The organism is Vagococcus lutrae, from assembly GCF_003987555.1.
Classification (GTDB): Bacteria; Bacillota; Bacilli; order Lactobacillales; family Vagococcaceae; genus Vagococcus_A; species Vagococcus_A lutrae.
On the sequence record NZ_NGJW01000008.1, the window covers coordinates 33,758 to 48,737 of the forward strand.

A 14,980-nucleotide genomic window follows, 5' to 3' on the forward strand; every position below is an offset into this window, starting at 1 on the left:
TATGTGAGCTCATTTTGCATTATCAAGTCTCTTTGCCAAGGAGCTGTTTTAGATATTATTTTTCATATCAACTCTAGCAATGGTTTTTCCTGTGAAATAATTTTCAGATATTTGTTTTTTAACCACACCATGTTCAATCTGGTAAATATTATATCCATACTTTTGTTCAAATCTTACCCAACCATCTCCCTCGTCTTCTCCCACAAATGACATTCCATTCACCGTAAAATAAGGAATTCCGTGAATATCTCCATTAAAAATATGATGAGTATGACCATTAACAAAAGAAGAAATGGAGTATCCTCTAATTAGATTTATTAATCTGTTCGATTCTGGTAAAACAGGAGTACTACTTTGTTTTTTTAGTATATGGTGGTGTGTCATTAATATAACTGGTTTATCTTTGCACGTATTTAATTGTTTTTCTAACCAATTAAACTGGTCATCTGACATACTTCCATCAGCTAAACCATATACCGAACTATCAAATGAAATCAAATAAAAATCTTCAAATGTTTCGACTAGATTATAAGGGTCATTAGAGGGCGTTTTGTCTAGCCAACCTTTATAAAAATTTTCTTTAATATCATGATTGCCTAGTGTCACAATAATTTTTATATCCGGAACTTGCTCTTTAAACCATTTTTTTAAGTAGACATAGTCTTCAACACTACCATCTTCTGTTAGATCCCCACTAATTAGCAACAAGTCAATTTGTCGCTTTTTTTCCGCTTCTTTTAAACATTTTTCTAAATGAATAAGCGGATTATCCATTTTATAAATCATCCCTTTATATCTTGTTGAATCCATCTTATCATTTTGACAATAATGTATATCTGAAATATGTAGTATATTCATCTATCTCAATTTCCTTCTTATCATTCCTGTCATTAAATCTAATGTAAATACAGTTAAAATAACACCTAACAAAATAATACTTACCTTTTCCCAACTACGTGTTTGGATTGCAAAAATGAGTGGCGCCCCGACTCCACCAGCTCCAACCAATCCTAAAGTAGCTGCACTTCGAACAGCTATTTCAAAGTGATTTAAAGAAAGTGAGCTGTAGATTGCTATCAAGGTTGGTATTCTAACAAAAAATAGAGTTTGCCAAAAGTTAGCTCCTATTGCTTCGGCTTCTTCGATTAATTTTTCATCCATCGCTTCTAATTCTTCAGTGTACAACTTACCTAACATACCAATATGATGAACACCAATAGCCATAACTCCAGCAAATGGTCCTGGTCCCACAACTTTAACGAAGATAATCGCAAAAACCAGCTCTGGAAATGCTCTTAAAATATTTAAAATAAATTTACCTACAAATGGTACAACTCCAAAATTTTTCCACAGGTTAAAAGCACTTAATAAAGTAAATGGGATAGCCAGTATAGTCCCAATTGTTGTTCCTAAAAAAGCAATACCCATTGTTAAAAAAAGCAAGCTAATTAAATCTTCTCCACTACCATCATAGACAAAAGACCAATCTGGGTGACTAAGTCCTTTTAAAACATCTAAGCCCATTGATAATGAAAAAGTACTTAAACCTGAATAGTCAATACTTATTGCTGAATAAGCTAGAAGGACTCCTAAAACACTTAGAAAGAAAACTGTTTTTTTACTTATCTCGTTAATCATCATGCCAGTGTTCTCCTCACTTTTCCACTTATTTTATCAACAATTACAACAGATACTAAGATAGTTAAGATAATAATCGAAACTCTTTCGTACATCATTAAAGCCATAGAAGAATTTAATATAACACCAATGCCACCTGCTCCTAAATAACCAAGCACAGTTGAAGCTCTAACATTGACTTCAAAGGCGTAAAAAGCGTAACTAGCAAACTGGCTGAAAACTTGAGGTGCAATTGCCCAAACTGCCATTTGTGTTCTTGTTGATCCGACTGCAAGTTGAGCTTCTATTGGTTCAAAATCAATCGTTTCAATAGCTTGAAACAGTAATTGAGAAACCATTCCAAATGTGAATATAGTAATGGTTATGACACCAGTTGCTTCACCTATGCCAAAAACAGCTACTAAAAGAGCTGCTAGTAAAAGAGTTGGTATAGTTCTAATAATTCCTAAAATAGATCTAAAAACAACAGAGATGTATTTGTTTCCTGTAACAACTGGAGTGGCTAAAAAACTAATAGGGACTGCTACTAATAATCCTAGAAAAGTTCCTAATAAAGACATTTGTAAAGTCTTTATTAGAGGAACAATTAATTTAGAAAAGTAGGCGAAATCTGGGTGGATTAATCGTGATAAGAAAACAACAATTTGATTTGAATTCGTAAAGACTTGTTTAAAATCGGCATTTGTTATGATCCGACTGAATTGAAATAATAATAGTAATACAATAATTGTTATTAGATTTTTATGCCATTTAAAGTGAACTGTATCTTTAATTTTCACTGATATCCCCTTGCCTTTCATCAAAGATACTTTGTCCATATATTTTTTCGAGTCGCTCATCTGTCAACTCACTTGGCACGCCATCAAAAACAATTTCACCGGCTTTTAAGGCTATTATGCGAGTAGAATAATCTCTAGCAAGTGAAATTGAGTGTAAATTGATTAAAATAGTTTTATTTAAAGTCTGATTGATTTCTTTCAAATCATCCATCACTTTTTGTGTTGTGATAGGATCTAGTGATGAAACAGGTTCATCAGCCAAAATCAATGGTGCTTGCTGAACTAATGCTCTTGCAATCAGCACACGCTGTTGTTGTCCACCACTTAATTCATCACTTCTTGCATGCAATTTATCTAACAGACCAACATTTGTTAAAGCATTAACAGTTCGCTCATAATCTTCTTTTGTAAATAAACCCAAAATACTTTTAAGTGTACCGTAATAACCTAAACGACCTGATAAGACATTTTTTTGGACGGTACTTCTTTTAATCAGATTAAAATGTTGTGAAATCAAGCCGATTTCTCGTCTTATTTCTCGCAATTCTTTTTTACTCGCACACGTAATCGAACGATTGTTTACTTTAATCTCACCTGTTGTAATAGACTCTAAACGATTAACAGCACGCAGTAAGGTGCTTTTCCCAGCTCCACTTAATCCAATAATAGATACAAATTCTCCTTTATTAATTCTCAAATTAATATTTCGAAGTCCTTTTACTCCATTAGGATAGGTTTTTGAGACATTTTCAAAAACAATCATTTTATCACCCATTTCTTTATATAAAGAGCCATGAACGAAAAAGTGTCCGTGGCTCTTTGTTTAGTCTTTTTATTCTGATGCTTTTTCTATGTATTCATGAATCGTGTCATAAGCTGATTCAGCTGATTCTTCATATCCTTTATGGCTCCACAAAGTCATTGCTTCAGCACCTTTTTCGTCATCTTTCATTTTTAAGAACGCTTCTTTAACTTGTTCTTTTAATTTGGCATCCATTGATGGCTGTACAGCTATAGCATCATTTGGAATATCTCCTTCAGTTAAGTATAAAACACGTAATTCTTTAAACAAATCTTTATCCACAAATGCTGAAGCAAAAACATTTCTTGCTCCCTCAAATACAAACGCTGCATCCATTTGACCGTTTAAAACTGCTGTTATTTCACTCGGAATATCATTAACTGTTGTTAAAGTTGATTCTATTGTCGGGTCAACACCAGCGTGTCTCATTTCAGCTACTGGATAAATATAACCACTCGCGGAATTTGGACTTAGTGTCGCAATTTTTTTGCCTTTTAAGTCTTCCAATTCCATAATATCACTATCTGCTTTAACTAAAACTTCACCTTTAAATGTATTGGTTAACTTACCATCGATTGGTAAACCTGTTTCTAAATCCATATCTCCAATTTGAGAAGTAAGAAGAGCTTCTGCAGCGTTTATGTCTCTTGCTTGTACATAAGCTGCTGGTGGCATAATCCCAATATCAACTTGACCAGACGCCATTGCTTCTACAATGGTTGAATAATCTGTTGCTAAGGTTACTGTCACTTCTTTGTCTAACGCTTTTGATAAATACTCAGCAAAGGGTTTGGCTTTAGCTTCCATTGAACCATCATTATTTGTTGGTACAAATTGAACGGCTAGGCTTTCTTTTTTAGTACTTTCAGTATCCTTCTTGTTAGTTTCTACCCCACAACTAGCTAATAAACCAACTGTTAATAGACTTAGTGCTACTATTGCTAATTTTTTAAAACTCATTTTCTCCTCCTATGGAAATATCGTTATGTTACATTTACAGAATAACAAGATTTCTCTTTTTTTAAAATGACATACGTCACATTTATTGCAGTTTTACCTAGGTTTTACATTCATTTTACATATAGTTTACATACAAAACTATGAAGCATTTATCGAGTCAGTTTTATTAGAATTATAAGAAGTACTTATTGATGAAACGCATGTTAAATTCCTAGTGAATTATTGGAGTTCAGTACTGCTGTATTGTTCTTTTTTCTACTACCCGGAAATCTATAGCGAATAATAAAAACACTCACTTGTGAGTGAATAGGACAATATGTTAGTCGTATGGTTCGGATTGTACCTAAATCTATTCTGAGCTATAATAAATTTAATTCTAAAAGATAGGAGGTTTGAAAACTAATGAAAATAATTTCAGATCCCTTACGTTTAAAAAACTATATTGAAACCTGTAGCTTACAATCGTATTTAGATAATGATTTAATCCCTATTTCTAACCTTCACACCTTTGAAAAAAACGAAGCTCTTATTCATCTAGACAATCCTTCTAACTATTTATACTTTTTAGTTGAAGGTACTGTCAGGGTTTATTCTTCTGATACTCAACAGATTGTTATCAACCGCAGTAAGCCGGTCTCATTAATCGGTGAAGCCTCTTCATTATGGGAGTTAACACCAAAAAGTAATGTCATCGCTGAAACAAAGTGTATCTGTGTTGGGATTAATCTAAAAAAGTATCGTTCTCTTTTACAACATGATATTAGTTTTTTACAAAATGTCTGCCAGATTCTTAGTTATCGTTTAAATTCTAACATTACATTGGCAAATTCTTTAACTGAACCTGTCGAAACAAGATTAGCCAAATTTATTTTAGAAAACGCATCTAATCAGGTTTTTTCTTTCAAATTAACAACGTGTTCGGTGATTTTAAATGTTAGTTATAGACACCTTCTTAGAACCATTAATAATTTTAAAGAAGAAGGTCTTTTAGAAAAGCAAAAGAATCACTTACTTATTAAAAACGAAAAAAGGCTAAGAGAAATTGCTGAAAATATATCATCTATCAAAAAGAATGACTCTATAGTTTAAAAGGACTGATGAATATAAAAATGATCCATCAGTCCTTTTATTTTTTATTAACAGATTACGATTGAATTAAAGTAAATAAGTAGAACCATTCCTAGATTTTTAAAATCATTTCTTTAAAATTCTATCAACCTCTCGTGTACATCTATGAAGAATTAAGATAATAGTAGTTATCAAAAAAGAACCTAGTATATTCTTATCTATAAAAATTTATTTTATAATAATATATCGCTTATATTAGCACCGTGCTTCATTTAAAAATCCTCAAATCTTTTTATATTATTTACCATCCCCCCTGGTTTAACATGAATCCATTATCACTCTTATTTCAATAACTATCTAATATTACATACCTTATATTATTAGCTGACTGGATGAATCACGTCAACAAATTCAAAGCGTCCTGCTTCATAAGTGAATTTTAAAATGCAACAATTGGTAAATTGAATCTGTGCCACTTTTTCCCATTCTAACCACTGTTGCGTAAACATAAAGACAGCACCACCATGACTAACGGCTAAAACCTCTTGATGGTGTGAGCGATTCATCACTTCTGTCAAACACGCCGTCATTCTAGCTTGGACTTGCAAATCCGATTCGCCACCATAATCTAAAAAATAGTCACCGTAAGAGTGGCGTGTTTCATCACGTGGCGGATTCAAATCTTCACTCTCTCCCTCAAACAAACCAAAGTTCCACTCTTTTAACCCTTTTAAGCGCTCATAGGATTGGTTATTGGTGACAATTTCAGCTGTGTCACACGCACGTTCTTGTGTCGAACTATAAACGTAATCAAATTGAATTCCTTGTGCTTTAAAGTAATCGCTCGCAGCTTGCGCCTGTTCTCTCCCTAGTTGCGTTAAGGGTGAATCACACGCGCCTTGAATTTTTCTCCGTTGATTAAAGAGTGTCTGTCCGTGTCGCATTAAATATAATACTTGCGTCATACTATTACTCCTTTCCTTCATAACGAGTTAAATTTTGTTTCGTCAAATCAATCTTATAGGCGACATAGTCTATAGATTCTTGTAATTTTTTTAAACGTTGTTGCGACTGCTCATAATGCGCTTCTAGTAATTCTAATCGTTGCAAAAGTGTCGCATCTCCTTCACGAAACCAAGTTTGGTATTGCTTGATCTCAGCTAATGTCAAACCCGATGTTTTCATACATTGAATGAAAGTCAAATGTTCTAAACTATTTTCATCATAGACGCGCTGACCGCTAATTTTAGGGACAGGTGGAATCAGTCCAATTTTTTCATAATAACGTAGCGTGTCCGCACTCATGTCATACTGTTCGCTGACTTCGCTAATCTTCATTTCATCACATCTTTCTTTCTATTTACTTGATTGTAACACTTGGAGTTGACTCTAGGTCAAGACTAAAAAAAAGTGCCTTAAACAAGACACTTTTTTAGCTATTCTATTTCCAATTCTTTTAATTCCCACACAATTTTGTCATCTTTTTGAGGAAAATACTCATTTGCTCCAACATCAGGCATTTCACCGTTGACTTCATACAGCCAGTATTTATCCGCTTGACTATCACTCTTATGTCCATCGATTTCCATAATCATGCCGTTTTCTTCACCAATATCATGTTGTTCTGACATTAGTGACATGAGACTTTCTCCTTCTTTGATAACTAAAGTTTCATTTGAAAATGTTTCCCCATCTTCTTTCAACTCCAGTGTAAATTCCGCTTGACTCACTTCTGAAACTGCTGTTTGCTTACTTTCCTCTGAAGTTTGACTAGCTGGTGTGCAAGCTACTAGCACCAACGATGTTACGCAAGTCATCCCGACTACTAACCATTTCTTTTTCATCTCAACACGTCCTTTTTATTTTTCAATTAGCTCGTCACGTATGTATATGAAACGTTCGGCTAACGGTTTTTGTAATACTTTTAAAAATATAATGTTACTGATACTATACTTTATTGTAAATGGTAACGCCTGTCCTATCAATATAAAATAACGATAAAAAGAAAAATAACCGTCAATGGATAGTGTCGTCCATATATCCATTAGTAAAGAATAACCGACGCCCGAAAAGACTGCTAGTAGGCTCAAACAAAGAAAAGATTGCTTGACAAGCTTCGCAACAAAAGGTTGTCCCGCTAATCCACCAATGATAAGCATGGCTAACATTTGAAATGGCGTCCAAGGTCCCTGTGTAAAGAAGAAATTTGAAACAAAAGGTAACATTAATCCGACTATCATACCTTCTTTTCGACCTAAATATAAACTCGTTAATATCACTATCGCTGACATAGGATTAACACCCGGTATAAAGAAAAAGATTAAACGTCCGATTGTTCCCATCGCAATCATCATCGCCATGACGACTAATTGATTCAATGACAAGAAACGCTGTTCGAACTCTTTTATTACAATATATAGCGTGGTCAATACCCCTAAGTAAAACCCATATGCTGCATAAGTTTGACTTAAACTATAAGCGCCGAATAACAGCCCTACATAGATACCCCATTTTAAATACTTCTTCATAAATTTTGCCCCTGTGTTTCTAACTGCTCGGGGACGACTACCTCGTCGGCATAGTCACGCAATAATGACGCAATCGGCGTTCGATAAAAATAATGCTTCGAAAAGAAAGTGACTGGATTTTCTTTTTGTGTTAATTTTCCATGAAACATCATACAACAACTGCTACCATATAGCGCCGCAAACTCACGGTCATGCGTTGCGATAACAATCGTCACTCCTTCACTCGATAACTGGCGTAATATTTGACCAAGACGGTGTTTTTCATGTTCATCCAAATGTTGTGTGGGTTCGTCTAGTAGAAGCAATTTAGGTTGGCTTAACATTAATTTCCCCAGTGCAATCAACTGTTGCTGTCCAGCACTTAGTTGATAATACGGTCGGCTCATCATCGTATTTAACTTTAATTTAGTCACAACCTCTTGAATTTTCGCTGAAATCATCTCGGCAGAAACGCCTAAACTATTCAAATATTGCCGATACTCAGCGTCTGCATTGGTTTCAGTTAAAATATATAACGCATGTTGTGGTAACCATTTGACAAAATGACGCCATTCGCGTTTTTTAAAAGCTGGACTAGACAGACTTCCTTGATAGAGCGGTAGCTGACGAGCTAGCAATTTCAAAAGAGTCGTTTTTCCGACACCATTCGCTCCTAATAACATCAAGCGCTCACCTGTTTCAATCGTTAACTCTGCTTGGTTTAAAATCATCTCGCCTGTTCGTTCATAACGAAATATAGCGTCCTTCAACTGTATCAGAACAGGATGACCTGTTTCAAAGTCTTGTTGATAGGGGTGCGAACATCCTTCAACTACCACTGAATCTCTCTCTAGCCAGTGGCGTGTTTCTTTGAGCGAAAGTTCTCCTATTTCTTCGTATCTTAATCGTCGAGCCATAGTTAAAGGAATCGGTAACTGAAAGGCTGCGTCTGACGAAGAGTGATATACGGATTTTATAAATTCTTGACGATTTAAATAAACGGTTTTCTCGTTTTCTTTTAACCAGATAAACGCATCGCTTTTAGCCATTACTTGGGAGATATCATGTGTACTCATTATAATCGTCAGCGACGTGACTGCCTGTATCTCACTTAATAAATCTAAATAACGGCGACGTATAATGTCATCAAGATACGTTAAAGGATTATCTAATATAAGGACGTCTGGTCGTGTTATCAAGCAGGCCATCAGTTGAACTAATTGTTTTTGTCCAGCAGATAGCGACGAGAGCGAACGAGATAGCCAAGACGAAATGCCCATAAAGTGAACCATTTCTCCGACACGCCAATCAATTTCACTGGCTGATAGACCTAGATTTTCTAAAGGAAAGACTAACTCACTCCACACATCTTCTGTCACAAACTGTCCGTCTGGATTTTCAGGAAGATACGCGATCACTAAATCCTCGTCCGCTGTTATCCGACCTGACAAATCACCTTTAGGCTGACGATTTCTTTTCAACAAGCGTAACAAGGTTGTCTTCCCCACTCCTACCGCTCCTACCACGGTAGTCCACGTGTTTTTCTCGATTGCAGCGTCTAGCTGGCTCACTAATTTTGTCTTGGATTCTTTATACTGAAACGAGAGAGTTTCAATGTGAATAATTGCCATTTTAAACGCTCCTTTCCTAAGGTTAAAAGTGGAAGTGACACATACAGTGTGGCAAACGCTAACCAATAGACTTGCGCCATACTAAACCGTCGAAGGATGATAGCCCACGTGAGTTTAGGATAATAATAAAAAGTCATCACACCTTGACGCGCACCATAGCTCAGTGCTACCACTATCATAATTAATAAGCCTAATTCAGCGTATTCCTGAAAACGCCAGCGATAAGTCGTATAAGGTCGTCGCTTTTGAAAATCTAAACATTTTTCCTCTAAAGCATTAGCCAAACCTAGGCTTTCTGCAAAACCTACATCCCAAACTTTCAACCATTTTTGCTGATAGGGATAGAGTCGCGCTTTAAAAGACCGTGGTGGTCGGTTACTAGCACCCAAACCATCTAATGCGTATTGAATCTCGATGAGTAGTGCATTAAATCGATGAACTAGTCGGAGGCTTAGCGTTAATAAAAAAGAAAACATTGGTAATCGTTTGCCAAAAAGAAACACAATATCACGACTGCTTAACGCTTGGCTGAATAGATAAAACCAATTTAACATGGCTGCCATCATCACACCAAAAAACAGTCCGTAAAGCGCAGCTTCTAGCGATAATGGGAAAGAAATACTGTGATGACCGATATGAACAGTCGGTCGCCAAAGAACTGTCAAACCTTGACGAATGAATAGAAAATTACTTAAGCTACTCACGATAATCAATCCTAGTTGCCATTGACATAGTTTTTTTAAATGATCTCGATCATGGTTTGTCACTTTTATTAATAACAAACTTACCAACCAAGCGACTAAACGCCAAACGGGATGCGTGATTGTCATCAAAAGACTCAACACGGTGAGGTAAAAAGATAATATAATAAAAGGATGTCTATTCATCACACCTCTCTCCTTCTTTTTCATGCTCTTATTACTTTATCATAGTTTCGATTATTTTCGATAAATGAAAAATATTTTATCTGTGTTTACATGCTAAAAAATTAAATCGCTTGCATTCTTTTAAGAAAAGGTTTACACTTATCTCGACTTGTATATACAAGTAATAAAATTTTGGAGGAATTAAAATGGGAAAATTTAAAAACGATGCACAGCAGTTGCTCGATTTAGTTGGAGGGACAGAAAATATTTCAGCGGTAACACACTGTGTGACACGTATGCGCTTTGTCTTAGAAGATCCAAGCATTGCCAACGAGCAAGCAATAGAAAAAATTCCAGCTGTTAAAGGGACATTTACTCAAGCGGGCCAGTTTCAAGTCATTATTGGAAATGATGTTGCAGAGTTTTACAATGATTTTATAGCACTTTCAGGTAAAGACGGCGTATCAAAAGATGCGGCTAAAGTGGCAGCAAAGAAAAATATGAATCCACTACAACGTGCTATGGCGGTTTTAGCAGAAATTTTTAGTCCGCTTATTCCTGCCCTTGTCGTTGGAGGGTTAATCTTAGGGTTTAGAAATATTCTAGAAGGCGTTCCCTTTGAAGCTTTAAACAATCAAACGATTGTCGATGTCTATCCTTTCTGGAGTGGTGTCAATGCTTTCTTATGGCTACCAGGTGAAGCGATTTTCCATTTCTTACCAGTCGGAATTACTTGGAGTATCGCTAAAAAAATGGGAACGACACAAATTTTAGGAATCGTTCTCGGGATTACCTTAGTATCACCTCAATTATTAAATGCGTATGGCGTTTCAGGAGCTGCCGCAGGTGATATTCCACAATGGGATTTCGGTGCTTTTCAAATTGATATGATTGGATATCAAGCGCAAGTAATTCCAGCAATGCTTGCCGGCTTCGTCTTAGCTTACTTGGAAATCTGGCTGCGAAAAGTTATTCCAAACGCTGTTTCAATGATTCTAGTGCCATTCTTTGCTCTTATTCCTGCTATTATGGCAGCACACGTAATTCTTGGACCAATTGGTTGGAAGATTGGATCATTTATTTCTTCTATTGTTAACGCTGGTTTAGAAAGTACGTTCAATTGGTTATTCGGTGCTATTTTTGGTTTCCTATATGCACCACTGGTTATCACTGGTTTACACCATATGAGTAATGCCATTGATTTACAATTGATTGCAGACTTTGGCGGTACTAATCTTTGGCCGATGATTGCTCTTTCTAACATCGCACAAGGTTCTGCTATTCTAGGAATCATCTACTTACATTGGGGTAACAAGGAAGAAGAACAAGTATCCATTCCCGCAATGATTTCTGCTTATCTCGGTGTTACCGAACCTGCAATGTTTGGGATTAATTTAAAATATGTTTATCCTTTCGTCGCAGCTATGATTGGTTCATCTGTCGCGGGCTTAGTCGCAACGCTTACGAAAGTAACCGCTAACTCGATCGGTGTCGGTGGCTTACCGGGAATTATTTCTATTCAACCTCAATCTGTTATATGGTTCGCTCTATGTATGGTCATTGTGATTGTTGTACCATTCCTATTAACTATTTTATTTAACAAGAAAAATTTATTTACTAAAACAGCACACTAATATAAAGGAGTTTTAATGTGACTTTAGATTTTAAACAAAAAGTAATTTATCAAATCTATCCAAAATCTTTTCGCGACAGTGACGGCGACGGGATTGGTGATTTACGTGGTATTATAGAAAAAATACCGTATTTAAACGAATTAGGAATCGATATGATTTGGTTAAATCCGATTTTCCCGTCACCTCAAAAAGATAATGGATATGACGTATCTGATTACTGTAAGATTGACCCCCTATTTGGCACAATGGCTGATTTTGAAGAGTTAGTCGCAAAGCTAAAGGCAGTCAATATTGATATCATGTTTGATATGGTCTTTAATCACACGTCGACAGAGCATGAATGGTTTCAAAAAGCGTTAGCGGGCGTTCCAGAATACCAAGATTTTTATATTCGTCATCCTTTAAAAACTGACGGTTCCTTGCCAACTAATTGGGAATCAAAATTCTCAGGGCCAGTCTGGGCACCTTTTGGCGATACTGGTGATTATTACTTACATCTCTTTGACCCGTCACAAGCCGACTTAAATTGGCGTCACGAATCTGTACGCAAAAAACTTTATGACGTCGTTAATTTTTGGTTAGACAAAGGCGTTAAAGGTTTTCGTTTTGATGTTATTAATCTTATAGGAAAAGATAAAGAGCTACGTGATGCTCTTCCTGGCGAAAATGATAAATTGCTTTACACCGATCGACCAATCGTTCATGATTATCTACATGAAATGAATCAAGCTTCATTTGGTCAACATGACGGCATTATCACGGTAGGGGAAATGTCCTCCACGACAGTCGACCAAGGGATTCTCTATTCACAACCAGACCGCCAAGAGCTTTCAATGGTCTTTAGTTTTCATCATCTAAAAGTAGATTATGAAAATGGAGAAAAATGGACGGATATGCCTTATGACTTTATGGCATTAAAACAGATTTTACATGAATGGCAAAAAGGAATGAACGACGGTAACGGCTGGAATGCACTTTTTTGGAATAATCACGACCAACCACGCGCGCTAAATCGTTTTGGCGATACTGGGCGCTATCGTGAAAAGTCAGCTAAGATGTTAGCAGCGAGTATGCACTTATTGCGCGGTACTCCTTACATTTATCAAGGTGAAGAAATCGGAATGATTAATCCAGAATTTGATTCGCTAGAAGACTATCAAGATGTTGAGTCCCACAATGCCTATCAGCAATTACGCGATGACGGACTTTCTGAGGAAAAAGCTTTACGAATGCTACGTGCTAAATCACGTGATAATGGGCGGACACCAATGCAGTGGAATGGTGGAAAACATGCAGGTTTCTCTAACGAAAAACCTTGGCTAAGTGTAGGAAAAAGTGCTGAAAGCATTCACGTTGAGCAGTCTTTAAACGAACCTGACTCAGTCTTTTATTTCTATCAACAATTAATACAATTACGTAAAGATTATCGTGTGATTTCACACGGCTCCTATGAAGCTTATCAGTTAGAGCATCCGGAAATTATGGCCTATGAACGCACTTATGAGTCTGAACGCCTTCTTGTGCTTAATAACTATCAAGATGTAGAAGCGACTATTACATTGCCTGATGATTATCTGAATGACCATACAACGTGGCTCATTGGAAATGGTACAAAACGACCACTTACAAAAGAGATGACACTAGAACCTTATGAAACACTAGCACTTTATCTCGCTTAACAGAAACAGCTCACTTCCTTTTTGACAAAAGGCGTGAGCTGTTTTCTACTATTATATGGTGATAAACGACTATACATTTCGACGACGTGCAAATTCTACAAATTTAAATCGGTCTAGGCGATGTCTTGACTCTGTGTGTTGAAACAGACGCGTATCATCTAGATAGACATCACTTCGAACAACGACGACAAAAGGCTCTTGCAACTGCATTAACTCTTTATCCTCCGTTGTAGCCGGCTCTACCGTAATCGTTTTTTTAGCGTAACTTATATCTAAATGATGTACTCCTTCAAGATAGGCATAAATAGAGTCTTCTGCTACTTCTGTTGGAATGTGTGGGACAATCGCAGGATCAAAATAATCTTTATCTAAAATTAAGACCTCACCATTCACTAAGCGTTCTCTTAAAATATACTGAACTTCTGCCACCTCAGGCATATCACTTTCTTCTCTTAACACATCTGGAAAAGAAAGATAGTCGTTCACTATTACTTTTGTGTTTCCTTTAATCCCTTGTGAGCGTTCAAGTTCTTTATAACTTGTTAATCCAGAAACAGGAAATTGATATTGACCAGTCGGTAAGACGATAGACCCTTTCCCTTGCTGTTTTTGAATATAACCGTGTTCTAATAAGAGATTCAAGGCTTTACGAACTGTTTCTCTGGAAACATCATACGTTTTGGTCAGTTCATTTTCACTAGGAAGTAAGTCTCCTTCTTGATAAATTCCCTGTCTTATTTTTTCTTCTAAGTCTTTAAAAATTAAATTAAATTTATTCATAACCCCAACCTCATCCTCTTTTTTTCCTCTCTATCGTACCATACTATTAAGGTTCCTTAAAATTTTAAAAAAGTGGTCGAATTGGTTGCATCATAGATAAAAAAAATCTATAATGATTTGTGACCTATTATTAATGGAGTGATTTAAATGAAATTAACTAATGCGACCGAACAAGCCGTCGCGATTGTCGCCATACTTGCGACACAATCGCATGAGACTCTTGTCTCATCTGAAACAATTTATCGTAAACTATCTGTTTCACAGTCTTACATAAAAAAACTATTACGGAAATTAGTCGTAGCGGAAATTGTCTCTAGCGTTTCAGGAAACAGTGGTGGTTTCCAATTGAACAAGGCATTACACGATATCTCGCTTTATGATGTCGTGAAAGCTATTGAAGGACCGTTTCATTCTTTCCCAGATATTGGGGTACTCAAACAGGCGTTTGCTGAATTTGATGAAGAAGCACAAAACGGCCACTATGTTATCGCTAATTTTTTTACACAAGCTGATGAGTCTTGGAAAAACTCTTTAGCAAACATATCCGTAGCAGACGTTTTTACAAAAGTTTTTCAAGGTTATGAAACCTTTCCAGTGCATGATTGGAACTTAGAACATTGATAAGGAGTGAGTGCT

At 36.1% G+C, this 14,980-nt stretch carries 16 protein-coding genes; 4 read left to right on the forward strand and 12 right to left on the reverse strand.

Translation table 11 applies throughout. From position 1 onward, the window contains the following. Positions 1–48: 48 nt before the first annotated feature. The 5 genes from CBF33_RS06690 to CBF33_RS06710 form a co-directional block, all read right to left on the reverse strand. Positions 49–858, reverse strand: coding sequence for a metallophosphoesterase family protein (locus tag CBF33_RS06690; RefSeq protein WP_126762714.1), 810 nt, complete (start codon positions 856–858; stop codon positions 49–51). Further along, positions 859–1,641, reverse strand: coding sequence for a PhnE/PtxC family ABC transporter permease (locus CBF33_RS06695; protein WP_126762716.1), 783 nt, complete (start codon positions 1,639–1,641; stop codon positions 859–861). Further along, a complete protein-coding gene (gene phnE / locus CBF33_RS06700; protein WP_126762718.1) occupies positions 1,638–2,417 on the reverse strand; it encodes a phosphonate ABC transporter, permease protein PhnE in 780 nt (259 codons plus the stop codon). The genes CBF33_RS06695 and phnE overlap by 4 nt, the downstream gene beginning before the upstream one ends. Next, positions 2,407–3,180 carry a phosphonate ABC transporter ATP-binding protein gene (gene phnC, locus CBF33_RS06705; protein WP_126762720.1) on the reverse strand — a complete coding sequence of 258 codons (774 nt, stop codon included), beginning with the start codon at positions 3,178–3,180 and terminating at the stop codon, positions 2,407–2,409. The genes phnE and phnC overlap by 11 nt, the downstream gene beginning before the upstream one ends. Before the next feature lie 69 nt (positions 3,181–3,249). Continuing rightward, entirely contained in the window at positions 3,250–4,179 is a 930-nt protein-coding gene (locus tag CBF33_RS06710; RefSeq protein ID WP_126762722.1) for a phosphate/phosphite/phosphonate ABC transporter substrate-binding protein, read from the reverse strand. A 402-nt stretch (positions 4,180–4,581) separates the two neighbouring features. On the opposite strand from CBF33_RS06710, the gene CBF33_RS06715 reads away from it, so the two are divergent. Continuing rightward, positions 4,582–5,268 (forward strand): cyclic nucleotide-binding domain-containing protein, encoded by a 687-nt coding sequence (locus tag CBF33_RS06715; RefSeq protein ID WP_126762724.1) that lies wholly within the window; start codon positions 4,582–4,584, stop codon positions 5,266–5,268. A 359-nt stretch (positions 5,269–5,627) separates the two neighbouring features. On the opposite strand, the gene CBF33_RS06720 is transcribed toward CBF33_RS06715, so the two are convergent. From CBF33_RS06720 to CBF33_RS06745, 6 genes are all read right to left on the reverse strand, one after another. Continuing rightward, positions 5,628–6,212 (reverse strand): histidine phosphatase family protein, encoded by a 585-nt coding sequence (locus CBF33_RS06720; protein WP_126762726.1) that lies wholly within the window; start codon positions 6,210–6,212, stop codon positions 5,628–5,630. A 4-nt stretch (positions 6,213–6,216) separates the two neighbouring features. Continuing rightward, positions 6,217–6,585 carry a MerR family transcriptional regulator gene (locus CBF33_RS06725; RefSeq protein WP_126762728.1) on the reverse strand — a complete coding sequence of 123 codons (369 nt, stop codon included), beginning with the start codon at positions 6,583–6,585 and terminating at the stop codon, positions 6,217–6,219. 98 nt (positions 6,586–6,683) lie between these two features. Next, entirely contained in the window at positions 6,684–7,091 is a 408-nt protein-coding gene (locus tag CBF33_RS06730) for a DUF4430 domain-containing protein (protein WP_126762731.1), read from the reverse strand. Positions 7,092–7,106: 15 nt separating this feature from the next. Beyond that, positions 7,107–7,775: an ECF transporter S component gene (locus CBF33_RS06735; protein ID WP_126762733.1), complete on the reverse strand. Its 669-nt coding sequence runs from the start codon at positions 7,773–7,775 to the stop codon at positions 7,107–7,109. Continuing rightward, on the reverse strand, positions 7,772–9,385 hold the full coding sequence (locus CBF33_RS06740; RefSeq protein ID WP_126762735.1) for an ATP-binding cassette domain-containing protein: 1,614 nt from the start codon (positions 9,383–9,385) through the stop codon (positions 7,772–7,774). The genes CBF33_RS06735 and CBF33_RS06740 overlap by 4 nt, the downstream gene beginning before the upstream one ends. Next, the gene (locus CBF33_RS06745; protein ID WP_126762737.1) at positions 9,325–10,215 is read right to left on the reverse strand and encodes an energy-coupling factor transporter transmembrane component T family protein; all 891 of its coding nucleotides are present in this window, start codon (positions 10,213–10,215) and stop codon (positions 9,325–9,327) included. The genes CBF33_RS06740 and CBF33_RS06745 overlap by 61 nt, the downstream gene beginning before the upstream one ends. Before the next feature lie 242 nt (positions 10,216–10,457). On the opposite strand from CBF33_RS06745, the gene treP reads away from it, so the two are divergent. Both treP and treC read left to right on the forward strand, forming a co-directional pair. Continuing rightward, positions 10,458–11,885 (forward strand): PTS system trehalose-specific EIIBC component, encoded by a 1,428-nt coding sequence (treP, locus tag CBF33_RS06750; protein WP_126762740.1) that lies wholly within the window; start codon positions 10,458–10,460, stop codon positions 11,883–11,885. A gap of 17 nt (positions 11,886–11,902) precedes the next feature. Then, positions 11,903–13,564: an alpha,alpha-phosphotrehalase gene (treC, locus tag CBF33_RS06755; RefSeq protein WP_126762742.1), complete on the forward strand. Its 1,662-nt coding sequence runs from the start codon at positions 11,903–11,905 to the stop codon at positions 13,562–13,564. A gap of 69 nt (positions 13,565–13,633) precedes the next feature. Here the strand turns inward: treC and treR are convergent, their stop codons facing one another. Beyond that, positions 13,634–14,344, reverse strand: coding sequence for a trehalose operon repressor (gene treR, locus CBF33_RS06760; RefSeq protein WP_023606574.1), 711 nt, complete (start codon positions 14,342–14,344; stop codon positions 13,634–13,636). Between the two features lie 147 nt (positions 14,345–14,491). Between treR and CBF33_RS06765 the strand changes: the two genes are divergently transcribed. After that, positions 14,492–14,965 carry an Rrf2 family transcriptional regulator gene (locus CBF33_RS06765; RefSeq protein WP_126762744.1) on the forward strand — a complete coding sequence of 158 codons (474 nt, stop codon included), beginning with the start codon at positions 14,492–14,494 and terminating at the stop codon, positions 14,963–14,965. Positions 14,966–14,980 lie beyond the last annotated feature (15 nt).